The sequence below is a fragment of the Roseovarius sp. CAU 1744 genome, assembly GCF_039839345.1.
Lineage (GTDB): Bacteria > Pseudomonadota > Alphaproteobacteria > Rhodobacterales > Rhodobacteraceae > Roseovarius.
Window position 1 is genome coordinate 433,175 of sequence record NZ_JBDOQV010000003.1, and the last position, 16,224, is coordinate 449,398.

The 16,224-nt window shown below is 59.7% G+C and carries 17 protein-coding genes; 7 read left to right on the forward strand and 10 right to left on the reverse strand.

The window, feature by feature from the left end; genetic code table 11:
- The 6 genes from AAFO92_RS08560 to hemJ all read right to left on the reverse strand — a co-directional run bounded on the left by AAFO92_RS08560 (position 1) and on the right by hemJ (position 6,437).
- Positions 1 to 810: an AAA family ATPase gene (locus tag AAFO92_RS08560; RefSeq protein ID WP_347534297.1), complete on the reverse strand. Its 810-nt coding sequence runs from the start codon at positions 808 to 810 to the stop codon at positions 1 to 3.
- The gene (gene rsmG / locus AAFO92_RS08565; protein ID WP_347534298.1) at positions 803 to 1,414 is read right to left on the reverse strand and encodes a 16S rRNA (guanine(527)-N(7))-methyltransferase RsmG; all 612 of its coding nucleotides are present in this window, start codon (positions 1,412 to 1,414) and stop codon (positions 803 to 805) included. Before rsmG ends, AAFO92_RS08560 begins: the two co-directional genes overlap by 8 nt.
- On the reverse strand, positions 1,411 to 3,273 hold the full coding sequence (gene mnmG / locus AAFO92_RS08570) for a tRNA uridine-5-carboxymethylaminomethyl(34) synthesis enzyme MnmG (RefSeq protein WP_347534299.1): 1,863 nt from the start codon (positions 3,271 to 3,273) through the stop codon (positions 1,411 to 1,413). The genes rsmG and mnmG overlap by 4 nt, the downstream gene beginning before the upstream one ends.
- A gap of 12 nt (positions 3,274 to 3,285) precedes the next feature.
- Positions 3,286 to 4,572, reverse strand: a complete 1,287-nt coding sequence (mnmE, locus tag AAFO92_RS08575; protein ID WP_347534300.1) for a tRNA uridine-5-carboxymethylaminomethyl(34) synthesis GTPase MnmE — start codon at positions 4,570 to 4,572, stop codon at positions 3,286 to 3,288.
- Positions 4,573 to 4,593: 21 nt separating this feature from the next.
- The gene (gene rho / locus AAFO92_RS08580; protein ID WP_347534301.1) at positions 4,594 to 5,865 is read right to left on the reverse strand and encodes a transcription termination factor Rho; all 1,272 of its coding nucleotides are present in this window, start codon (positions 5,863 to 5,865) and stop codon (positions 4,594 to 4,596) included.
- Positions 5,866 to 5,987: 122 nt separating this feature from the next.
- Positions 5,988 to 6,437 (reverse strand): protoporphyrinogen oxidase HemJ, encoded by a 450-nt coding sequence (hemJ, locus tag AAFO92_RS08585; protein ID WP_347534302.1) that lies wholly within the window; start codon positions 6,435 to 6,437, stop codon positions 5,988 to 5,990.
- Between the two features lie 418 nt (positions 6,438 to 6,855).
- On the opposite strand from hemJ, the gene AAFO92_RS08590 reads away from it, so the two are divergent.
- Genes AAFO92_RS08590 through dnaQ form a run of 4 tightly spaced genes read left to right on the forward strand, consistent with a single transcriptional unit; the run spans position 6,856 to position 9,599 of the window.
- Positions 6,856 to 7,455 (forward strand): Maf family nucleotide pyrophosphatase, encoded by a 600-nt coding sequence (locus tag AAFO92_RS08590; RefSeq protein WP_347534303.1) that lies wholly within the window; start codon positions 6,856 to 6,858, stop codon positions 7,453 to 7,455.
- Positions 7,452 to 8,285, forward strand: coding sequence for a shikimate dehydrogenase (locus AAFO92_RS08595; RefSeq protein WP_347534304.1), 834 nt, complete (start codon positions 7,452 to 7,454; stop codon positions 8,283 to 8,285). The genes AAFO92_RS08590 and AAFO92_RS08595 overlap by 4 nt, the downstream gene beginning before the upstream one ends.
- Positions 8,282 to 8,875, forward strand: coding sequence for a dephospho-CoA kinase (gene coaE, locus AAFO92_RS08600; protein WP_347534305.1), 594 nt, complete (start codon positions 8,282 to 8,284; stop codon positions 8,873 to 8,875). Before AAFO92_RS08595 ends, coaE begins: the two co-directional genes overlap by 4 nt.
- Positions 8,868 to 9,599 carry a DNA polymerase III subunit epsilon gene (dnaQ, locus tag AAFO92_RS08605; RefSeq protein ID WP_347534306.1) on the forward strand — a complete coding sequence of 244 codons (732 nt, stop codon included), beginning with the start codon at positions 8,868 to 8,870 and terminating at the stop codon, positions 9,597 to 9,599. The genes coaE and dnaQ overlap by 8 nt, the downstream gene beginning before the upstream one ends.
- Before the next feature lies 1 nt (position 9,600).
- Here the strand turns inward: dnaQ and secB are convergent, their stop codons facing one another.
- Positions 9,601 to 10,101, reverse strand: coding sequence for a protein-export chaperone SecB (secB, locus tag AAFO92_RS08610; RefSeq protein WP_347534307.1), 501 nt, complete (start codon positions 10,099 to 10,101; stop codon positions 9,601 to 9,603).
- A 59-nt stretch (positions 10,102 to 10,160) separates the two neighbouring features.
- Positions 10,161 to 10,679, reverse strand: a complete 519-nt coding sequence (locus AAFO92_RS08615) for an FxsA family protein (RefSeq protein ID WP_347534308.1) — start codon at positions 10,677 to 10,679, stop codon at positions 10,161 to 10,163.
- Between the two features lie 109 nt (positions 10,680 to 10,788).
- Here AAFO92_RS08615 and AAFO92_RS08620 point away from each other — a divergent pair, with 109 nt between their 5' ends.
- From AAFO92_RS08620 to AAFO92_RS08630, 3 genes are read left to right on the forward strand one after another with little or no spacing between them, the layout of a single operon-like run.
- Complete coding sequence (locus AAFO92_RS08620) at positions 10,789 to 11,448, forward strand: Tim44/TimA family putative adaptor protein (RefSeq protein WP_347534309.1); 660 nt, start codon at positions 10,789 to 10,791, stop codon at positions 11,446 to 11,448.
- Positions 11,445 to 12,482 carry an MltA domain-containing protein gene (locus AAFO92_RS08625; RefSeq protein WP_347534310.1) on the forward strand — a complete coding sequence of 346 codons (1,038 nt, stop codon included), beginning with the start codon at positions 11,445 to 11,447 and terminating at the stop codon, positions 12,480 to 12,482. Before AAFO92_RS08620 ends, AAFO92_RS08625 begins: the two co-directional genes overlap by 4 nt.
- Positions 12,479 to 13,057 carry a Smr/MutS family protein gene (locus AAFO92_RS08630; protein WP_347534311.1) on the forward strand — a complete coding sequence of 193 codons (579 nt, stop codon included), beginning with the start codon at positions 12,479 to 12,481 and terminating at the stop codon, positions 13,055 to 13,057. Before AAFO92_RS08625 ends, AAFO92_RS08630 begins: the two co-directional genes overlap by 4 nt.
- Here the strand turns inward: AAFO92_RS08630 and AAFO92_RS08635 are convergent.
- Together AAFO92_RS08635 and AAFO92_RS08640 are read right to left on the reverse strand one after the other, a co-directional pair.
- Positions 13,040 to 14,272 carry an MFS transporter gene (locus AAFO92_RS08635; RefSeq protein WP_347534312.1) on the reverse strand — a complete coding sequence of 411 codons (1,233 nt, stop codon included), beginning with the start codon at positions 14,270 to 14,272 and terminating at the stop codon, positions 13,040 to 13,042. The genes AAFO92_RS08630 and AAFO92_RS08635 overlap by 18 nt on opposite strands.
- Positions 14,269 to 16,191, reverse strand: a complete 1,923-nt coding sequence (locus tag AAFO92_RS08640) for an acyltransferase family protein (RefSeq protein WP_347534313.1) — start codon at positions 16,189 to 16,191, stop codon at positions 14,269 to 14,271. The genes AAFO92_RS08635 and AAFO92_RS08640 overlap by 4 nt, the downstream gene beginning before the upstream one ends.
- Positions 16,192 to 16,224 lie beyond the last annotated feature (33 nt).

The following is a 16,224-nucleotide window of genomic DNA, read 5'->3' on the forward strand; positions in this document are numbered from 1 at the left end:
TCATGCTGCGGCGCGCGATTGGTTCTTCATCAACTCCCGCGCCAGCTTGCGATAGGCCAGCGCACCTTTCGAGGTCGTATCATAGTCCAGAACGGGCATGGCGTAAGATGGCGCCTCGCTGACGCGGACGTTCCGGGGAATGCGCGTCTGAAAGACCAGGCCGCCCAGATTGTCCCGTGCATCTTTTTCCACCGCGCCCGAAAGGTTGTTTCGCGCATCGAACATTGTCAGCACCACGCCTTCGATCCTGAGCTTGGGATTGGCGGTCTGCCGGACCTCGCGGATGGTCAGCATCAGTTGTGATACGCCTTCAAGCGCAAAAAACTCGGATTGTAACGGTATCAGCACTGAATGGGCCGCCACCATGGCGTTGACCGTCAACAGGTTCAGCGATGGCGGACAGTCAATCAGGATGTAGTCCAGCGCATAGGAATCCATCGCCGTCTGGCGCAGCGCGTCATACAGCAGGAAACTGCGTTTTTCGTTGGAGAAAAGCTCGATATCAGCCGAACTGAGATCGACCGTCGAAGGGATGATCAGAAGGTTGTCGTTCTCCGTCGTCCGAATAACATCGCTGAGTTCGACATCATCCAGAAGAAGGTCATATGTAGTATATTCCCGATCATCCGCCTCTATACCTAGGCCAGTTGACGCGTTCCCTTGCGGATCAAGATCGACGATCAGCACCCGGTTTCCCAGTTCCGCAAGGGCGGCGGAAAGGTTGATCGTGGTGGTGGTTTTGCCCACCCCGCCTTTCTGGTTGGCAACGGCGATGATCTTGGGTCCGCGGGGACGGGTGGGATCAGACACGCGATACTCCTGTGATACGCAATATGACGGGGCCTGCTTCGGTTTCACTCTTAGCAAACCGGAAATCGAAGCGCCACTTGGATTGCGCAGCCTCGACTTCTTTCTGCCAGCGCGCGCCTTTCGGGAAAACCGCGACACCTTCGGGCGTCATATGACGTTCCGCGAATGCCAGAAGCGTCGGAAGATCCGCAAGCGCGCGCGCCGAGAGTACATCCGCCCCCAGAGGCGGGATATTTTCAATCCGATCGTTCAGTACGTCGGCCCGCACGCCGGTTTCGCGGATGACCGTCCGCAGAAACGTGCATTTGCGCGCGTCACTTTCCACAAGCGTTACCCTGTAGGGCGTATCGCGCTCCATCGCCAGAATCGCGATCACCAGCCCGGGAAACCCGCCGCCCGCCCCCAGATCGGCCCAATGGATGAAACGCCTGTCAACAAGGTCGAAAACCTGTGCAGAATCAACGATATGCCGCGTCCAGAGTGTTGGGATGCTGGATTTTGAAACCAGATTTATCGACGGGTTCCATTTGCGCAGCAGATCCGCGTACCGGGCCAACCGATCATTTGTTTCACGTGAAACATTCGGCAGGCATTCCGTGGTCATGCAGTCTTGCCGCGCCGTTCCTGACGCAGCCGCGCCATGATGAGCGTCAGCGCCGCCGGGGTCATACCATCCACCCGGCCGGCCTGGGCAAGGTTACCGGGGCGCGCCATTGAAAGCTTGGATTTCAGCTCGTTCGACAGGCCGGGGATGGCGGTGTAATCAAACTCCGCAGGTATCTCCTGCGCTTCATCCCGTTTCATCATCTCGACATCACGATTCTGCCGTTCGATATAGTTGGCGTAAAGCGCATCCCTCTCCAGCTGCGCACGGGTGTCCTCATCGATCTCCGCCAGGCTTGGATCCAATTCAAGCAAAGCACAGAACGTGATGTCCGGAAATGCCAACAGCTGAAACCCGGTGCGGCGCGTCCCATCCTGATTGACCTTCTGGCCAATGGCGATCAGCTCCTTCGGGGTATAGCTTTCGCCTTCAAGGCGGCGGCGGCCGTCCTGCAGCCGCTCCATCTTGGAGTCAAAGATTTTTCGGCGTTTGGCGCTCACGCAGCCCAGTTCGATTGCTTTCGGCGTCAACCGCTGGTCCGCATTATCGGCGCGCAGGGACAACCGGAACTCGGCGCGCGATGTAAACATGCGGTAGGGTTCGCTAACGCCACGGGTGACCAAATCGTCGATCATGACACCGATATAGCTGTCGGCACGACTGAAACGCACCGGCCCCCTGCCCTGAACCACCAGCGCCGCGTTCAGCCCGGCGACCATACCTTGTGCTGCCGCCTCCTCATATCCTGTGGTGCCGTTGATCTGACCCGCCAGATATAGTCCAGGGACCGACTTTACCGCTAGGGTATCATCCAGCGCACGGGGATCGACATAGTCATATTCAATCGCATAACCCGGTTGCAGAATTCGGGCCTTTTCCAGACCGCTGATGGAATGCACATAGTCCTGCTGCACTTCCTGAGGCAGCGAGGTCGAGATCCCGTTGGGATAGATCACGCTATCGGACAAGCTTTCGGGTTCAAGGAAAACCTGATGAGACGACTTGTCGGAAAATCGGACGATCTTGTCCTCGATCGAGGGGCAATAGCGCGGGCCAACACCATCTATATGACCGCCATACATGGCGGATCGCTCTAGGTTATCGCGAATGATATCGTGGGTCTTTTCGTTGGTATGGGTGATCCCGCACGCTACCTGCTGCGCAGTGGGGCGATCCGACAGAAAAGAAAAAAGGACCGGGTCATCGTCGCCCGGTTGCGATTCCAGCTTGTCCCAGGCGATGGTTTTTCCATCAAGACGCGGCGGCGTTCCGGTTTTCAACCTGCCAAGGGAAAGGTCAAAGGATTCAATACGTTCAGCCAGCTTGACCGATGGCTTGTCGCCCATGCGCCCGCCCGGGCGGGACACATCGCCGATATGGATAATGCCGCGTAGAAAGGTTCCCGTGGTCAGGACCACCGCACCTGCCCTGACCTCGCTACCATCATCAAGGACCACCCCGCTGACCCGATCCCCGGACATGATAAAATCGCAGGCCTCGCCCTCGACAATGCTCAGGTTTTCCTGCGCGTCGATCTCGGCCAACATGGTTTCGCGATAGATCTTGCGATCCGTTTGCGCGCGCGGGCCCTGGACGGCCGGGCCCTTGCGCCGATTCAACAGGCGAAACTGAATCCCCGCCGCATCCGCCACGCGGCCCATGACACCATCCAGCGCGTCGATCTCGCGCACCAGATGGCCCTTGCCCAAACCGCCAATTGCAGGGTTGCATGACATGACCCCGATCCCGGCGCGGTCAAGCGTGACCAGCGCCGTGTCAGCACCCATGCGCGCAGACGCATGCGCAGCCTCTGCACCGGCATGGCCGCCGCCTATAACCACTACGTCAAAATGTTTCACGTGAAACACTCCTCACTTTCCAAGGCAGAAGCTTGCAAAGATTTCATCCAGCACGTTTTCGATATCAACGCGTCCTACCAGAGAATCAAGCGCGCGGATAGCGCTCCGTAGCTCTTCGGCGGCAATGTCCGAAGCATCCTCGCCTTGCCGCATCAATTGCAAGACCACGCCAAGCGATGCGTGACCGCGCTCCATGGCCTGCTGGTGGCGCAATCGCGTGGCCACGCCCACACCAGCGACGCGCAATTTCAGCACATCGGTAATACGATCCACCAGCCGCGATACGCCCAGCCCCGTCTTCCCCGAAATGCCATCTGCCGTATCATCCAGAAGATCGGCCTTGGCGTTCAGAATGATGTCATCCGCTGCGACCTCGAAATCCGGCGCCGTGCCGTTTTCCACCAGAAACACCCGCAGATCAGCCTGTGACGCGCGTTGGCGGGCCCGGTCAATACCAATGGTTTCAACCACGTCATCCGTTTCACGCAGACCGGCGGTATCGAGTAATGTCACCGGCAGACCGCCAAGATCCATCCGAACCTCGATAACATCCCGCGTAGTGCCCGCAAACTCAGATGTAATGGCCGCGTCTCGACCCGCTAAGCTGTTGAGAAGTGTGGATTTTCCAACATTTGGAGCACCGATGATGGCCACTTCGAACCCGGTGCGGATACGTTCGGCGCTGCGCACCCCATCAATCTCGGAACTGAGCGCAGACATGACATCCGTCACCAACTCCGACACCTCGGGAGATACATCGACGGGCACTTCCTCATCGGCGAAATCGATCGTCGCCTCCAGAAGTGCCGCCGCACGAATCAGCTTTTGTCGCCAGCCCTCTGCCCGTTTCCCAAGATCGCCCGACAGAACCCGCAATGCCTGCCGGCGCTGCGCTTCGGTCTCCGCCTCGATCAGATCGGCCAGCCCCTCGACCTGCGCCAGGTCCAACCGACCATTTTGCAGCGCGCGCCGCGTGAACTCACCCGGCTCCGCCGGGCGCAGACCATCCATGCCGGACAAAGCCGTCAAGAGAGACGAGATCACGGCCACCGATCCGTGCGTCTGCAGCTCGGCCACCTCCTCGCCGGTGAAACTGCCGTCTTTGGGAAACGTCAGCACCAGCGCCTCATCCAGGCGCGTGCCAGCCCGATCCCGCAGCACGCGCAACGACGCGGTTCTGAATGGCGGTACCTCTCCGCAGAACGCCCGTACAGCGTTCAGCGCCTCTGGCCCGGAAATGCGGATCACCGCAACGCCGGCTTTTCCCGACGCTGTTGAAAGAGCATAGACGGTGTCCATAGCGGTCTCTGCGATACCCCGTCAGGTATTCATCGAATCGAAGAATTCCGAATTGGTCTTGGTCTGCTTGAGCTTCGACAGCAGGAATTCGATCGCGTCCGTGGTGCCCATCGGGTTGAGGATCCGACGCAGAACAAAGGTTTTCTGCAGATCCACCTTGTCGATCAGCAGGTCCTCTTTCCGCGTACCGGATTTCAGAATGTCGATGGCCGGGAACACGCGCTTGTCGGCGATCTTGCGATCCAGGACCAGTTCGCTGTTACCGGTGCCCTTGAATTCCTCAAAGATCACCTCGTCCATCCGGCTGCCGGTGTCGATCAGCGCAGTCGAGACGATGGTGAGCGAACCGCCTTCTTCGATATTCCGCGCCGCACCGAAGAAACGCTTGGGCCTCTGCAGCGCGTTGGCATCTACACCGCCGGTCAGAACCTTACCAGAAGACGGCACAACGGTGTTGAAAGCCCTACCAAGTCTTGTGATTGAATCCAACAGGATCACAACATCTCGTTTATGTTCGACCAGGCGCTTGGCTTTTTCAATCACCATCTCGCTGACCGCGACGTGCCGCGTGGCCGGTTCATCGAAGGTCGAGCTGATGACCTCTCCCTTCACGCTGCGCTGCATGTCGGTCACTTCTTCGGGCCGCTCGTCGATCAGCAAGACGATCAGATAGCATTCCGGATGGTTCTTCTCGATGCTGGCCGCGATATTCTGCAGAATAACGGTTTTACCCGTCCGCGGCGGGGCCACGATCAGCGAACGCTGGCCCTTGCCGATCGGCGCCACCAGGTCGATCACGCGTGCAGATTTATCCTTGATCGTGGGATCCTCGATCTCCATCTTCAGGCGTTCATCCGGGTAAAGCGGCGTGAGGTTATCAAATGCGATCTTGTGCTTGGCCTTTTCCGGATCCTCAAAATTGATCTGGCTGACAGAGGTCAGGGCAAAATACCGCTCGTTTTCCTCGGGCGCCTTGATGAACCCTTCGATCGTATCACCCGTGCGCAACGAAAACTTGCGGATCATCTCGGGCGAGACGTAGATATCATCGGGACCGGGCAGGTAATTCGCCTCAGGTGACCGCAGAAAGCCAAAACCGTCCTGCAAGACCTCGAGCACGCCGTCACCGGAAATTTCCCAACCCTCATCCGCGCGTTCACGCAGGATCTGGAACATCATCTCGCCCTTGCGCATGGTCGAGGCATTTTCGATCTCAAGATCTTCTGCCATCGCCAACAGGTCTTTGGCGGATTTTGCCTTGAGGTCGGACAGGTTGAGGTGTTCTTGGGACATGAGGGATATACCTTTGAAGCCGCCCCGCGGGCGTACATTCATTGTGATGCTGGAAAACGGGCCACCCGGACGGGCGCTTGGGTGTCGTACATAAGGGGGCGACGAACCCGAGTCAACAAACCCTAGAAACGTATGACAACCGACAGAACGATAATCACCATCAACACGGTGGGCACCTCGTTCATCATCCGGTACTGCCGGCCGGTGAACCGGTTCGTGCCGTTCACGAAATCCTTTCGGCGATACCCCAGCCAATGATGAAACCAGGTCATCGCCAGCACCGCGATCATCTTGGTATATGGCCAGATGGCGGACCAATCCACGATCCCCGGCGTCAGGACCAGCATAAACCCGAATACCCAGGTTGCGATCATCGCCGGGTTCATGATGAGACGCAGCAGCTTGACCTCCATCATCTCAAAGACAGGGCCGATGTCATCGCTTTTCTCTGTCTGTTCGACGTGATGAACGAAGAGCCGGGGCAAATAGAACAAACCGGCCATCCATGCCATGACTGACATGATGTGAAACGCTTTGGTCCACGGATAAAGGCCGGCCAGAAAATCGCCCATCGTTTTTCCCCAGTACAGAGCAGCCTTCCCTTAATAATAAATATGAAAAGAAGAAAGGATGATGTTTTTGTAGGGTCATGCCCATTCTGTGGATTATGGTGCTATACAGAGTTTATGAACAGATCGACCGCGATGTGGAAGATTATTTGTGATAGCTGAAAGAATAGAAAAAGTTCCTATTTCTTTCATAGATATTAAATGCTTAGGTAAAAACACTGCGGCACATACCTGTTGATAAAACCGGGATAAAATCCAAACTTTACCACTTATCCTCGATCCGGCGTTTTCCCGGTCCACACCGGGATGAATACCGCGAAACACGGTGAAGTCAGTCGAAATTCACAAAATCCGCCGGGGGCATGGAATTGTCGGCAAAGTGTTTCTAAACATTCGCTGAGATATTCAGCGGGTTTTACACATGTCCCAGGAACTGATCCTTGCCTCCGGCTCCGAAATCCGGCAGCAGCTTTTGCGTAATGCCGGGTTGACGTTCAGCGTGCACCCCGCGCGCGTCGATGAAACCATGATCCGTGAGGCGCTTGTCGCCGAGGCCGCTCCGGCACGCGATATCGCCGATGCCTTGGCCGAAATGAAGGCGCGCAAGATAAGTGACAAGTATCCCGATGCGATGGTGATCGGCTGTGACCAGGTACTGAGCCTTGACAGGGCTTTGTTGTCAAAGCCCGCCACCCCGGAGGACGCGCGCGACCAGCTCTGCCAGATGCGCGGCAAGCGGCACGAGCTTCTGTCCGCGGCCGTGATCTATGAGGCGGGCAAGCCGGTCTGGCGTCATGTGGGCGTGGTGCGGCTGACGATGCGGCGCCTTTCAGACGCCTATCTGGACGGCTATATAGACCGCAACTGGCAAAGCATTCGACATTCGGTGGGCGCCTACAAGCTAGAAGAAGAAGGCGTCAGGCTGTTTTCGCAGATCGACGGTGACTATTTTACCGTGCTTGGATTGCCGTTCCTGGACCTTCTGTCTTATTTGGGGCTGAGGGGAGTGATAGAGCAATGAGTGACACGAAGATTCCACTGGCCGGGGTTATTGGCCATCCCATCGCACATTCCAAATCGCCGCAACTGCATGGGCACTGGCTGAAAACCCACAACCTGCCAGGGTTCTACGTGCCAATGGACGTGGGCGCCGACGACCTTGCGAATGTGCTGAAGCAACTGCCGAAAATGGGCTTTGTGGGCGTCAACATCACGGTGCCGCACAAGGTCAAGGTCATGGAGCTTGCCGATCTGGTCACCGACCGCGCGTCACTGATCGGTGCGGCGAATACGCTGATTTTCCGCCGCGATGGCAAATTGCACGCCGACAACACGGATGGCTACGGCTTTGTCCAGAACCTGCGGCAAGGCGCCCCGGGCTGGAACCCCAAGGCCGGTCCGGCGGCGGTGCTGGGCGCCGGCGGTGCGGCGCGGGCCGTTGTGGCGTCCCTGCTGGATGTCGGCGTACCCGAGATCATGATCGCCAACCGCACCCGCGTCCGCGCCGAGGCGCTGCAATCGGATTTCGGCAAGCGGGTGCGCGTGGTCGATTGGGTGCAGGCGGGCAATGTGCTTGAAGATGCGGTCACGGTCGTCAACACCACGTCACTTGGGATGATCGGCAAACCCGATCTCCGGGTGCCGCTTGACGGGCTGCGCAAGGGCACGCTTGTCACCGACCTGGTCTATAACCCGCTGAAAACCCACCTTCTGCAGACGGCCGAGGAAATGGGATGCGATACGGTGGATGGGCTGGGGATGCTGCTTCATCAGGCGGTTCCCGCCTTCGAACGGTGGTTCGGTGTCCGTCCAGAGGTCGACGACGCCACCCGCGCCGCCGCGCTGGCATGAGCTTTCGTCTGGGCCTCACCGGTTCCATCGGCATGGGCAAATCCACCACGGCGCGGCTATTTGCCGAGGAAAACTGCGCGGTGTGGGATGCGGACGCCGCGGTACACAGGCTTTATGCCGAAGGTGGCGCGGCGGTCACGCCAATCGGCACCGCGTTTTCGGATGCCGTTGTTGACGGGGCCGTGTCACGGGACCGGCTGAAGAAAATAATCGCCGGCGATGCCGCGGCGTTGAAACGGATCGAAGCCATCGTGCATCCGCTGGTTGCCGCTGACCGGCAGGAATTCCTGGCGGCCGCGAATGCGGATATCGTTGTGTTCGACATTCCGCTGCTTTTCGAAACCGGCGGTGATGCGCAGATGGATGCGGTCGCCTGCGTGACCGTTGCGCCTGAGATCCAGCGGCAGCGGGTGATGGATCGCGGCACCATGAGCGCGGCACAATTCGAGACGATTCTTGCCAAACAGATGCCTGACGGCCAGAAACGCGCGCGTTCGGATTACGTGATCGTCACCGATACGCTTGAGCATGCGCGCAAACAGGTCCAAGCTGTGATCAGGGACATCAGGGACAGGCTGCAAGATGCGTGAAATCGTACTGGATACGGAAACCACCGGATTCGAACCGGAACAGGGTGACCGGATTGTCGAAATCGGGGCGGTCGAGCTGTACAACCATATGCCCACCGGTCAGACCTATCACCAGTACATCAATCCAAAACGCAACATGCCGGAAGAGGCATTTGGCGTCCACGGCATCGGGCCGGACCTGCTGGACGCCCCGCGGGCCGCGAAACCGGGTGAGGTCACGCTGAAAGACAAACCTGTCTTCGCCGAGGTCGGGCAGGCGTTTCTGGATTTCGTCGGAGATGCCAGGCTGGTCATCCATAACGCCGCGTTCGACATGAAGTTTCTGAATGCCGAGCTGGGCTGGATGGATCTGCCGGGGCTGGCACTTGACAGGGCGGTAGATACCCTGGCGATCGCACGCAAGAAATTTCCCGGCTCACCCGCGTCTCTCGACGCGCTTTGCCGCCGTTTCAACATCGACAATTCAGGCCGGACTTTGCACGGCGCGCTGCTTGATTCCGAGATCCTTGCCGAGGTTTACCTGGAGCTGATCGGCGGGCGGCAACCGGATTTTGCCCTGAACACGGCGACCAGCAGCCATGGCGACAGCGCAACCGATCACAGCTGGCGCCCGATGCCCCGACCGCAGCCCCTGGCGGCGCGCCTGACCACCGAAGAGGCTGCCGCCCATGAGGCCTTCATCGAGACCCTGGGCGACAACGCCTTGTGGAAGAAGCTCGGTTAGATCAGGCGTCGGACTTGGGTGCGTCGGCCTGTTGCGCGGCCTGACGACGTTGGATCTCGTTGCGGTAAAGCTGTACGAAATCAATGCTTTCAAGGTTCAGCGGCGGGAAACCGCCATCCCGTGTCACGTCGCTGACGATTCGACGCACGAAGGGAAAGATCATCCGCGGGCATTCGATCAGCAGAAACGGGTGCATCTGATCCTCGGGCACGCCTTCGACATGGAAAACCCCGGCATATTCCATCTCGAGCAAAAACAGCGGCGATTGATCTTCCTTGTTCTTGCCGGTCACGTTGGTTTTCATCGTGACTTCGTACTGATGTTCGGGCTTGCGCTTCTTGGCGTCCAGATTGACACCAACCGCCACGTCCAGCTGAACTTCGCCGCCGGTGCCTTTTTGCGCCAGGATGTTCTCGAACGACAGATCGCGTACGAACTGCGTGAGAACGTTCATCTTCACCTGCGGCACCTCGGTGGCAGCACCGTTTTCGTTTTCAGCCATCTTCTACTCCAAAAGGGTCAAAACATTTGCCGCAGCCTTAACAGGATGGGGTGCTGGCCTCAATGCTTTGTCCAGCCCGAGGGCCGGTGCGTGGGTTTTTTCGGCGTCTCGATCTCGTGAAACTCATCCCCGACCTCGTGATAGTCGCCCTCGATGATATCCGAATGACCCGGCCGTTGCCGCGGGGGGTGCCTGTTGGCTGGTCCTCGGGATCCCATCTCGAACCGGTGCACATGCACACGCTTGCGCAGGTATTCGAACGCGGCGCGGCGCACCGGCGGCATCAACAGCGCAAAGCCCACCGCATCGGTAAAGAATCCGGGCGTCAGCAGCAAAGCACCGGCCAGCAGGATCATCGCGCCATGCGCAAGCGGTTCGGTCGGGTCGTCCAGCTCTGAAAAGGACCGTCGCAGGTTGCCTATCGCCATCATGCCCTGTGTCCGCACCAGCCAGGTGCCCAGAACGGCGGTCAGGACGACCACGCCCAGCGTCGGCCATAGCCCGATGGCGCTGCCGACCTGAATGAAAAGCGCGATTTCGATCAGCGGGACAGCAAGAAAGGCCAGAAACAGCCACATTGGGGCAACTCCTTTGTTTTACGGCTCTCGTGGTGGACTTGACCGCATCAACCCCCTACATAAGTGCCAGATGACGTCGTTACCATGCCCCGCACGATAAGAGGTACATATGAATTCGCCCATCCTTCAGCTTCTGGTGTTGGCCGGTATCGCCATCTTTCTGATTTTGCGGCTGAAAAGTGTTCTGGGAACACGCGACGGTTTCGAATCCCCGGCGCAGCGCGGTCAGGCCGCCTCGAACAGCCGCCGGCAGGATTTCGAGGTCATTGACGGCGGGCCCGATCACGACATCACCGACCACGTGGCCGAAGACAGCGAAGCCGCCGCCGCGCTGGCCGAGATGAAACGCGCTGAGCCGTCCTTCAACGTGACCGAATTCCTGCAAGGGGCGCGCGGCGCCTACGAGATGATCCTGATGGCGTTCGAGCGTGGCAAGCTGGATGACGTAACGCCTTTCCTGTCGGAAGATGTCTATGAGACATTTGCCCAGGTGGTGGATGACCGTCAGGAAAAGGGGCTGACCATCGAGGCCGAGTTTACCGGTGTCCGCGAGGTCACACTGAGCGATGCCCGGTTTGACCCTTCGTCGAAACGTGCTGAGATCACCATGAAGTTCGTCGGTGAATTGTCATCGGTCGTACGCAACAAGGACAACGAGATTATCGAGGGCAAACCCGGTCAGACGAAACGCCAGAAGGATGTCTGGACGTTTGAACGTGTGATGGGTGCCGACGATCCCAACTGGCGGCTCGTTGCCACCGCCGAATGACGCGCGCATGGTGGCTGCTGTTCTTTGCCTGGCTGCCGCTGGCCGCCAGTGCCGAAACGGGTGAACTGACCCACCAGATACTGAGCTTTGACAACCTGCATTCATGGGCCGATGACGACCATGAACAGGCGCTGGATGTCTTTCTGAACACCTGCCCGGATCTGAAAGACCCGGATTGGCGCGCGCTTTGCGCGCTGGCGCAGCAAAGGCCTGCCGCGAAACCGTTTTTCGAACTGTTCTTTCGTCCGGTGCTGATCGAAAACGAAAAATCGACGCTGTTTACCGGCTATTTCGAACCGGAATTGCAGGGTTCCCTGCAACGCGATGCGCGCTACCGCTATCCGATCTACCGCGAACCCTATGCCGCGAAAGTCTCGGATCCGTGGCTGACCCGCCGTGAGATCGAAACCAGCGGCGTGATGGAAGGCCGCCGGCTTGAGATCGCCTGGGTCGACGACCCGGTCGAGCTTTTCTTTTTGCAGATACAGGGTTCCGGGCGGATCAAGCTGACCAACGGGCAAACCATCCGCGTGGGCTATGGCGGGGCCAACGGGCATGAATACCGGTCCATCGGGGTCGAGCTGGTGCGGCGAGGCATCTATCAGGCGCACCAGGTCTCGGCCGAGGTGATCAAGAACTGGGTGCGGCGCAACCCGGTCGAAGGCCGTGAGCTGCTGTTTCACAACCCGTCCTACGTGTTTTTCCGCAAGCTCAAGAATCTCTCGGCCGATCGCGGGCCTCTGGGTGCGATGAACCGGTCGGTCACGCCGATGCGCACCATCGCCGTCGATCCCGCTTATGTGCCGTTGGGTGCACCGGTCTGGATTGAAAAGGATGGCGAGGGCCCGATCCGCCGCCTGATGATCGCGCAGGATACCGGATCGGCGATCAAGGGCCCGCAGCGCGCGGACATCTTCTTTGGCACCGGCGATGCGGCGGGCCGTGCCGCCGGGCGGCTGAGCGATCCGGGGCGCATGGTGGTGTTGCTGCCGATTCAGCGGGCCTTCGCGATGCTGCCAGAGATCAACCAATGACGCGGCGCCGGCTGCGCCCGGACGAGCTGGACCTGTGGCGCAAGGTGGCGGACACGGCACAGCCAATGCACCCCGACAGGCCGGCAACCCTGCCGGTTCCCGACAGAAAGACCCAGAAGCCGGTGCGGCGCCCGGTCGAGAAATTCGAACTGGGCGCGCGCGGCAAAGCGCCGACACCACGCCACGATGTCCTGCCCGGCCTGCCTGAACGGCTGGCGCAGGCGCCGGTGAAGATGGACAGAAAGGCCTTCGGCAAGCTCAAGCGCGGCAAGCTGGTACCCGAAGCCAAGATCGACCTGCATGGCAAGACGCTGGATCAGGCCCATCCCGCGCTGACCCGGTTCATCTTGAAATCCCATGCCGCGGGCAAGCGGCTCGTGCTGGTGGTGACGGGCAAGGGCAAGGACCGCGACGACGGTGGCCCGATCCCTGTTCGCCTGGGTGTTCTGCGCCACAACGTGCCGCACTGGCTGTCGGTCCCGCCGCTGGCGCAGGTGGTCCTGCAGGTGACCGAGGCCCATCTGAAACATGGCGGCGGCGGGGCCTATTACGTCTATCTACGCCGGGCGCGATAGCAAAGACCTGGCGCGGCGGACGCCCATATGCATCATCGCGCTGGCGAACAGGAAATAGGCGGCGACGATCAGGTACTGCGCCTCGATCCCCAGCCCCATGTCGATGCCCAGCCCGGTGATCCCCGGCCCGATCGCCGACCCCAACACCATCACCGCCGCGGCCATGGCCTTGATCGACCCCAGATGGCGCGTGCCGTAGAACTCTGCCCAGAACGCATTGGGCAGCGTGGTGTTGGCGCCGGTCGTCACGCCGAGAAAGAAGAACCCCAACAGCAAGGACAATGGGCCAGACGCATAGGCGAACACGACGAATGCCGCGACCATCGGCAATTGGTAATACGGGATCAGGCGCGCCGTCCCGAACCGGTCGAGCGCCCAGCCCGACAGCATCATCGCGCCGATGCTGGTCAGCGTGTAGAACGGAAACATCGCCACAAGCTCTACATGCGTAACCGCCTTGATCTCGGCGAAATGGACCTGGTGAAAGAAGAACGCGGTATTGAACGCGCCCGGGCCCAGCAGCGCCGGGACCATGAACCAGAACAGCCAGTGACCAAAGGTCTGGTTGCGGGTCCAGTGACGCCCGCCCATGCCAACCGCCTGATCCGAGGCAGCCAAAGATTGCGGCGTGCGTTCGCGCCGCAACAGCACCAGCAGCACCGGAATGCCAAGCGCCGCAATCCCGGCTGCAAGTATCCAGAGCACGCGCCAGTCATAGATCAGCATCAGCGCCACGAAGATCAGCGGCAGCAGCGCCTCACCCACGGCAAACCCCAGTGTGGCGATCGACAGCGCCTTGCCGCGCGTCGCGATGAACCAGCGCGACATCGCCACAACGGCGATGTGGCTGGTCATTCCCTGACCGGTGAACCGCAGCGCCAGAATGACCAGTGGCAACAGCCAGACCGCGCGGTTGAACGCCATGAAGAGACAGGCCGACATCAGCATAGTCAGGATGATCGTCCCCAGGGCACGGACGCGGAAACTGTCCGTCAGCCCGCCTGCCCAGACCATCAATACCGCCGACGCACCGGTACCCAGCGTATAGATGCCACCCCATTCGCCGTGGCTCAGCCCGAACCCGGCCCGGATTTCCCCGGCGAAGATCGAGATGAAAAACGTCTGCCCGAAACTCGACAGAAAGGTCAGCAGGACCCCGGCACCCAGCCACGGCGCGTTTTCGACCAGAAAGCCCGGTGCGCGGCTCTTGGTCACTTGGTCAACCCAAGCCGGTCAAAGATCAGGCTGGCCAGTTTCACCGAGTAGTTCTTGGTGACATGATTGCGGTCGAAAATCACCATGTTGCCGTCACTGTCGATCGACGGGCAGTCTGCGGCGTCACAGTAGAAATCCACGGTTTCGATATATTCATCGACCACATCCGCCAGCCCGCGCGTCGGTTTGACACTGGCCAGCTGGTGCGCGCGCGCGATGACCTGCGAAGCGTCGTGATCGCTTCGAATACGCTGAATCTCATGCTCGGCCACCGGCGCGTCATAGATCGGGCCTTGCTCGACCAGGACGGTTTTTGCGCCCATCTTGTGGAATCCCTCCACGGCCTGCCGAATCCGGTCGCGGACCAGTTCCGGCGAGGTTGGCGCGCCGTCGAACAGCACGTTGCCCGCGTCCATCGCCACCGAAAGATTGCCCGTCATCAGGACAGTCTCAAGCTTGGTCAGTTGCCGGATCTGATCCATCACGGCTTCATGGGTTTCGGCGGTGCAGGTCGACAGGACAGTGTTGCGCAGCCCCGGAACCGGCGGACAGCCGTCGGCGACAAACGCCATGCCGGCGATACCGTTCTGCAGCGCCACCTCGTGCATCCCGTGCAGCAAAGCACCCGAAAGGCTGTCCCCCCACATGACGATGGTCGGCTCCTGATCCGGGGCACCGAACCGGCAATATTGCAATCCGAGTTCGGCAATCTCTGTATCGCAGTCGCGCCGTACGTCCCGCCGTTCGAGATAATTGATCAGCTCGGGAGAGGCGTTTTCGAGCGCCCATTGATATGACGGCACCGCCTTGTAATTCTCGTGCACCGTGGTCAGGAACATCGTGGCAGCGCCCGCAACCATCACGAAACAGGCCGCCATCGACAGGCTGAGTGTCCTGAGCGTTGCGGTGCGCCGGAACGGGCGTTCGACCACCCAGTAGCTGAAGGTCGCCAGCAGGAGCGAAAGCGCGATCAGCGCAAACACGTAATGCTCGAACAGGCCGCTGCCAAAACGATGTTTGAAGAACGCAAAGACCGGCTGATGCCAAAGATAGGCACTGTAGGAAACCAGGCCGATTGCCACCATCGGCCGCGCGGCCAGCAGTTTCTTGGCCAGTGTCCCGCCGCGCGCAAAGAGGATGACGAACCCCGTGCCGATGGTGGCGGGCAAGGCATAGGCGCCCGGAAACGGGGTTTCATCCGTGTAGAGGAAAATTGGCACCGCGATCAGAAGCAGCCCGGCAATAGAGAGCAGCTCGGCCAGAGGAGTCCGGGTGAATTCGGGGTTTTTCCGCAGGTACATCGCGGCGAATACGCCCACCAACAGCTCCCATCCGCGGGCGGGCAGCAGGAAGAACGTCGCCGACGGGCGGTTGTAGATGCCCCATTGCGACAGCGCCAGGCTGATGAAAAAAAGCACCAGAAGCGCGATCAAGACCGCCCGCTTGCCAAACGGCACGAGGATCATCATCAGCACCGGGAAGATGATGTAATATTGCTCCTCGACCGCCAGGCTCCAGGTATGCAGCAGCGGCTTCAGTTCGGCGGTGGTCTCGAAATACCCGGCCTCGAGCCAGAACAGGAAATTCGACACGAAGAACGTGACCGCTGTCAGGCTCTCGGCAAAATCCTTCAGGTCGCGCGGCATCAGCCAGAACCACGCAAACGGCGCGGAGACGAGCATGACAAAGAAAAGCGCGGGCAGGATGCGCCGGGCACGCCGCTCGTAGAAGCGCAGGATCGAAAACCGCCCCTCGTCCAGCTCGTCGATGATGATCGTCGAAATCAGGTAACCGCTGATGACGAAGAACACATCGACACCGACAAAGCCGCCGCCAAAGGGCGCGATGCCCGCATGAAACAGGATGACGGGAACGACGGCCAAGGTCCTCAGGCCATCAATCTCACCGCGATATTTCATAAACTTGCTCCGACACGCGGCAGGGTTCCGTTC

Coding starts and splice junctions, on each gene's coding strand:
- rsmG (WP_347534298.1), bottom strand. CDS start 1,414: ATGACCACGGAATGCCTGCCGAATGTTTCACGTGAAACAAATGATCGG.
- mnmE (WP_347534300.1), bottom strand. CDS start 4,572: ATGGACACCGTCTATGCTCTTTCAACAGCGTCGGGAAAAGCCGGCGTT.
- rho (WP_347534301.1), bottom strand. CDS start 5,865: ATGTCCCAAGAACACCTCAACCTGTCCGACCTCAAGGCAAAATCCGCC.
- hemJ (WP_347534302.1), bottom strand. CDS start 6,437: ATGGGCGATTTTCTGGCCGGCCTTTATCCGTGGACCAAAGCGTTTCAC.
- AAFO92_RS08590 (WP_347534303.1), top strand. CDS start 6,856: ATGTCCCAGGAACTGATCCTTGCCTCCGGCTCCGAAATCCGGCAGCAG.
- AAFO92_RS08595 (WP_347534304.1), top strand. CDS start 7,452: ATGAGTGACACGAAGATTCCACTGGCCGGGGTTATTGGCCATCCCATC.
- coaE (WP_347534305.1), top strand. CDS start 8,282: ATGAGCTTTCGTCTGGGCCTCACCGGTTCCATCGGCATGGGCAAATCC.
- dnaQ (WP_347534306.1), top strand. CDS start 8,868: ATGCGTGAAATCGTACTGGATACGGAAACCACCGGATTCGAACCGGAA.
- secB (WP_347534307.1), bottom strand. CDS start 10,101: ATGGCTGAAAACGAAAACGGTGCTGCCACCGAGGTGCCGCAGGTGAAG.
- AAFO92_RS08615 (WP_347534308.1), bottom strand. CDS start 10,679: ATGTGGCTGTTTCTGGCCTTTCTTGCTGTCCCGCTGATCGAAATCGCG.
- AAFO92_RS08620 (WP_347534309.1), top strand. CDS start 10,789: ATGAATTCGCCCATCCTTCAGCTTCTGGTGTTGGCCGGTATCGCCATC.
- AAFO92_RS08625 (WP_347534310.1), top strand. CDS start 11,445: ATGACGCGCGCATGGTGGCTGCTGTTCTTTGCCTGGCTGCCGCTGGCC.
- AAFO92_RS08630 (WP_347534311.1), top strand. CDS start 12,479: ATGACGCGGCGCCGGCTGCGCCCGGACGAGCTGGACCTGTGGCGCAAG.
- AAFO92_RS08640 (WP_347534313.1), bottom strand. CDS start 16,191: ATGAAATATCGCGGTGAGATTGATGGCCTGAGGACCTTGGCCGTCGTT.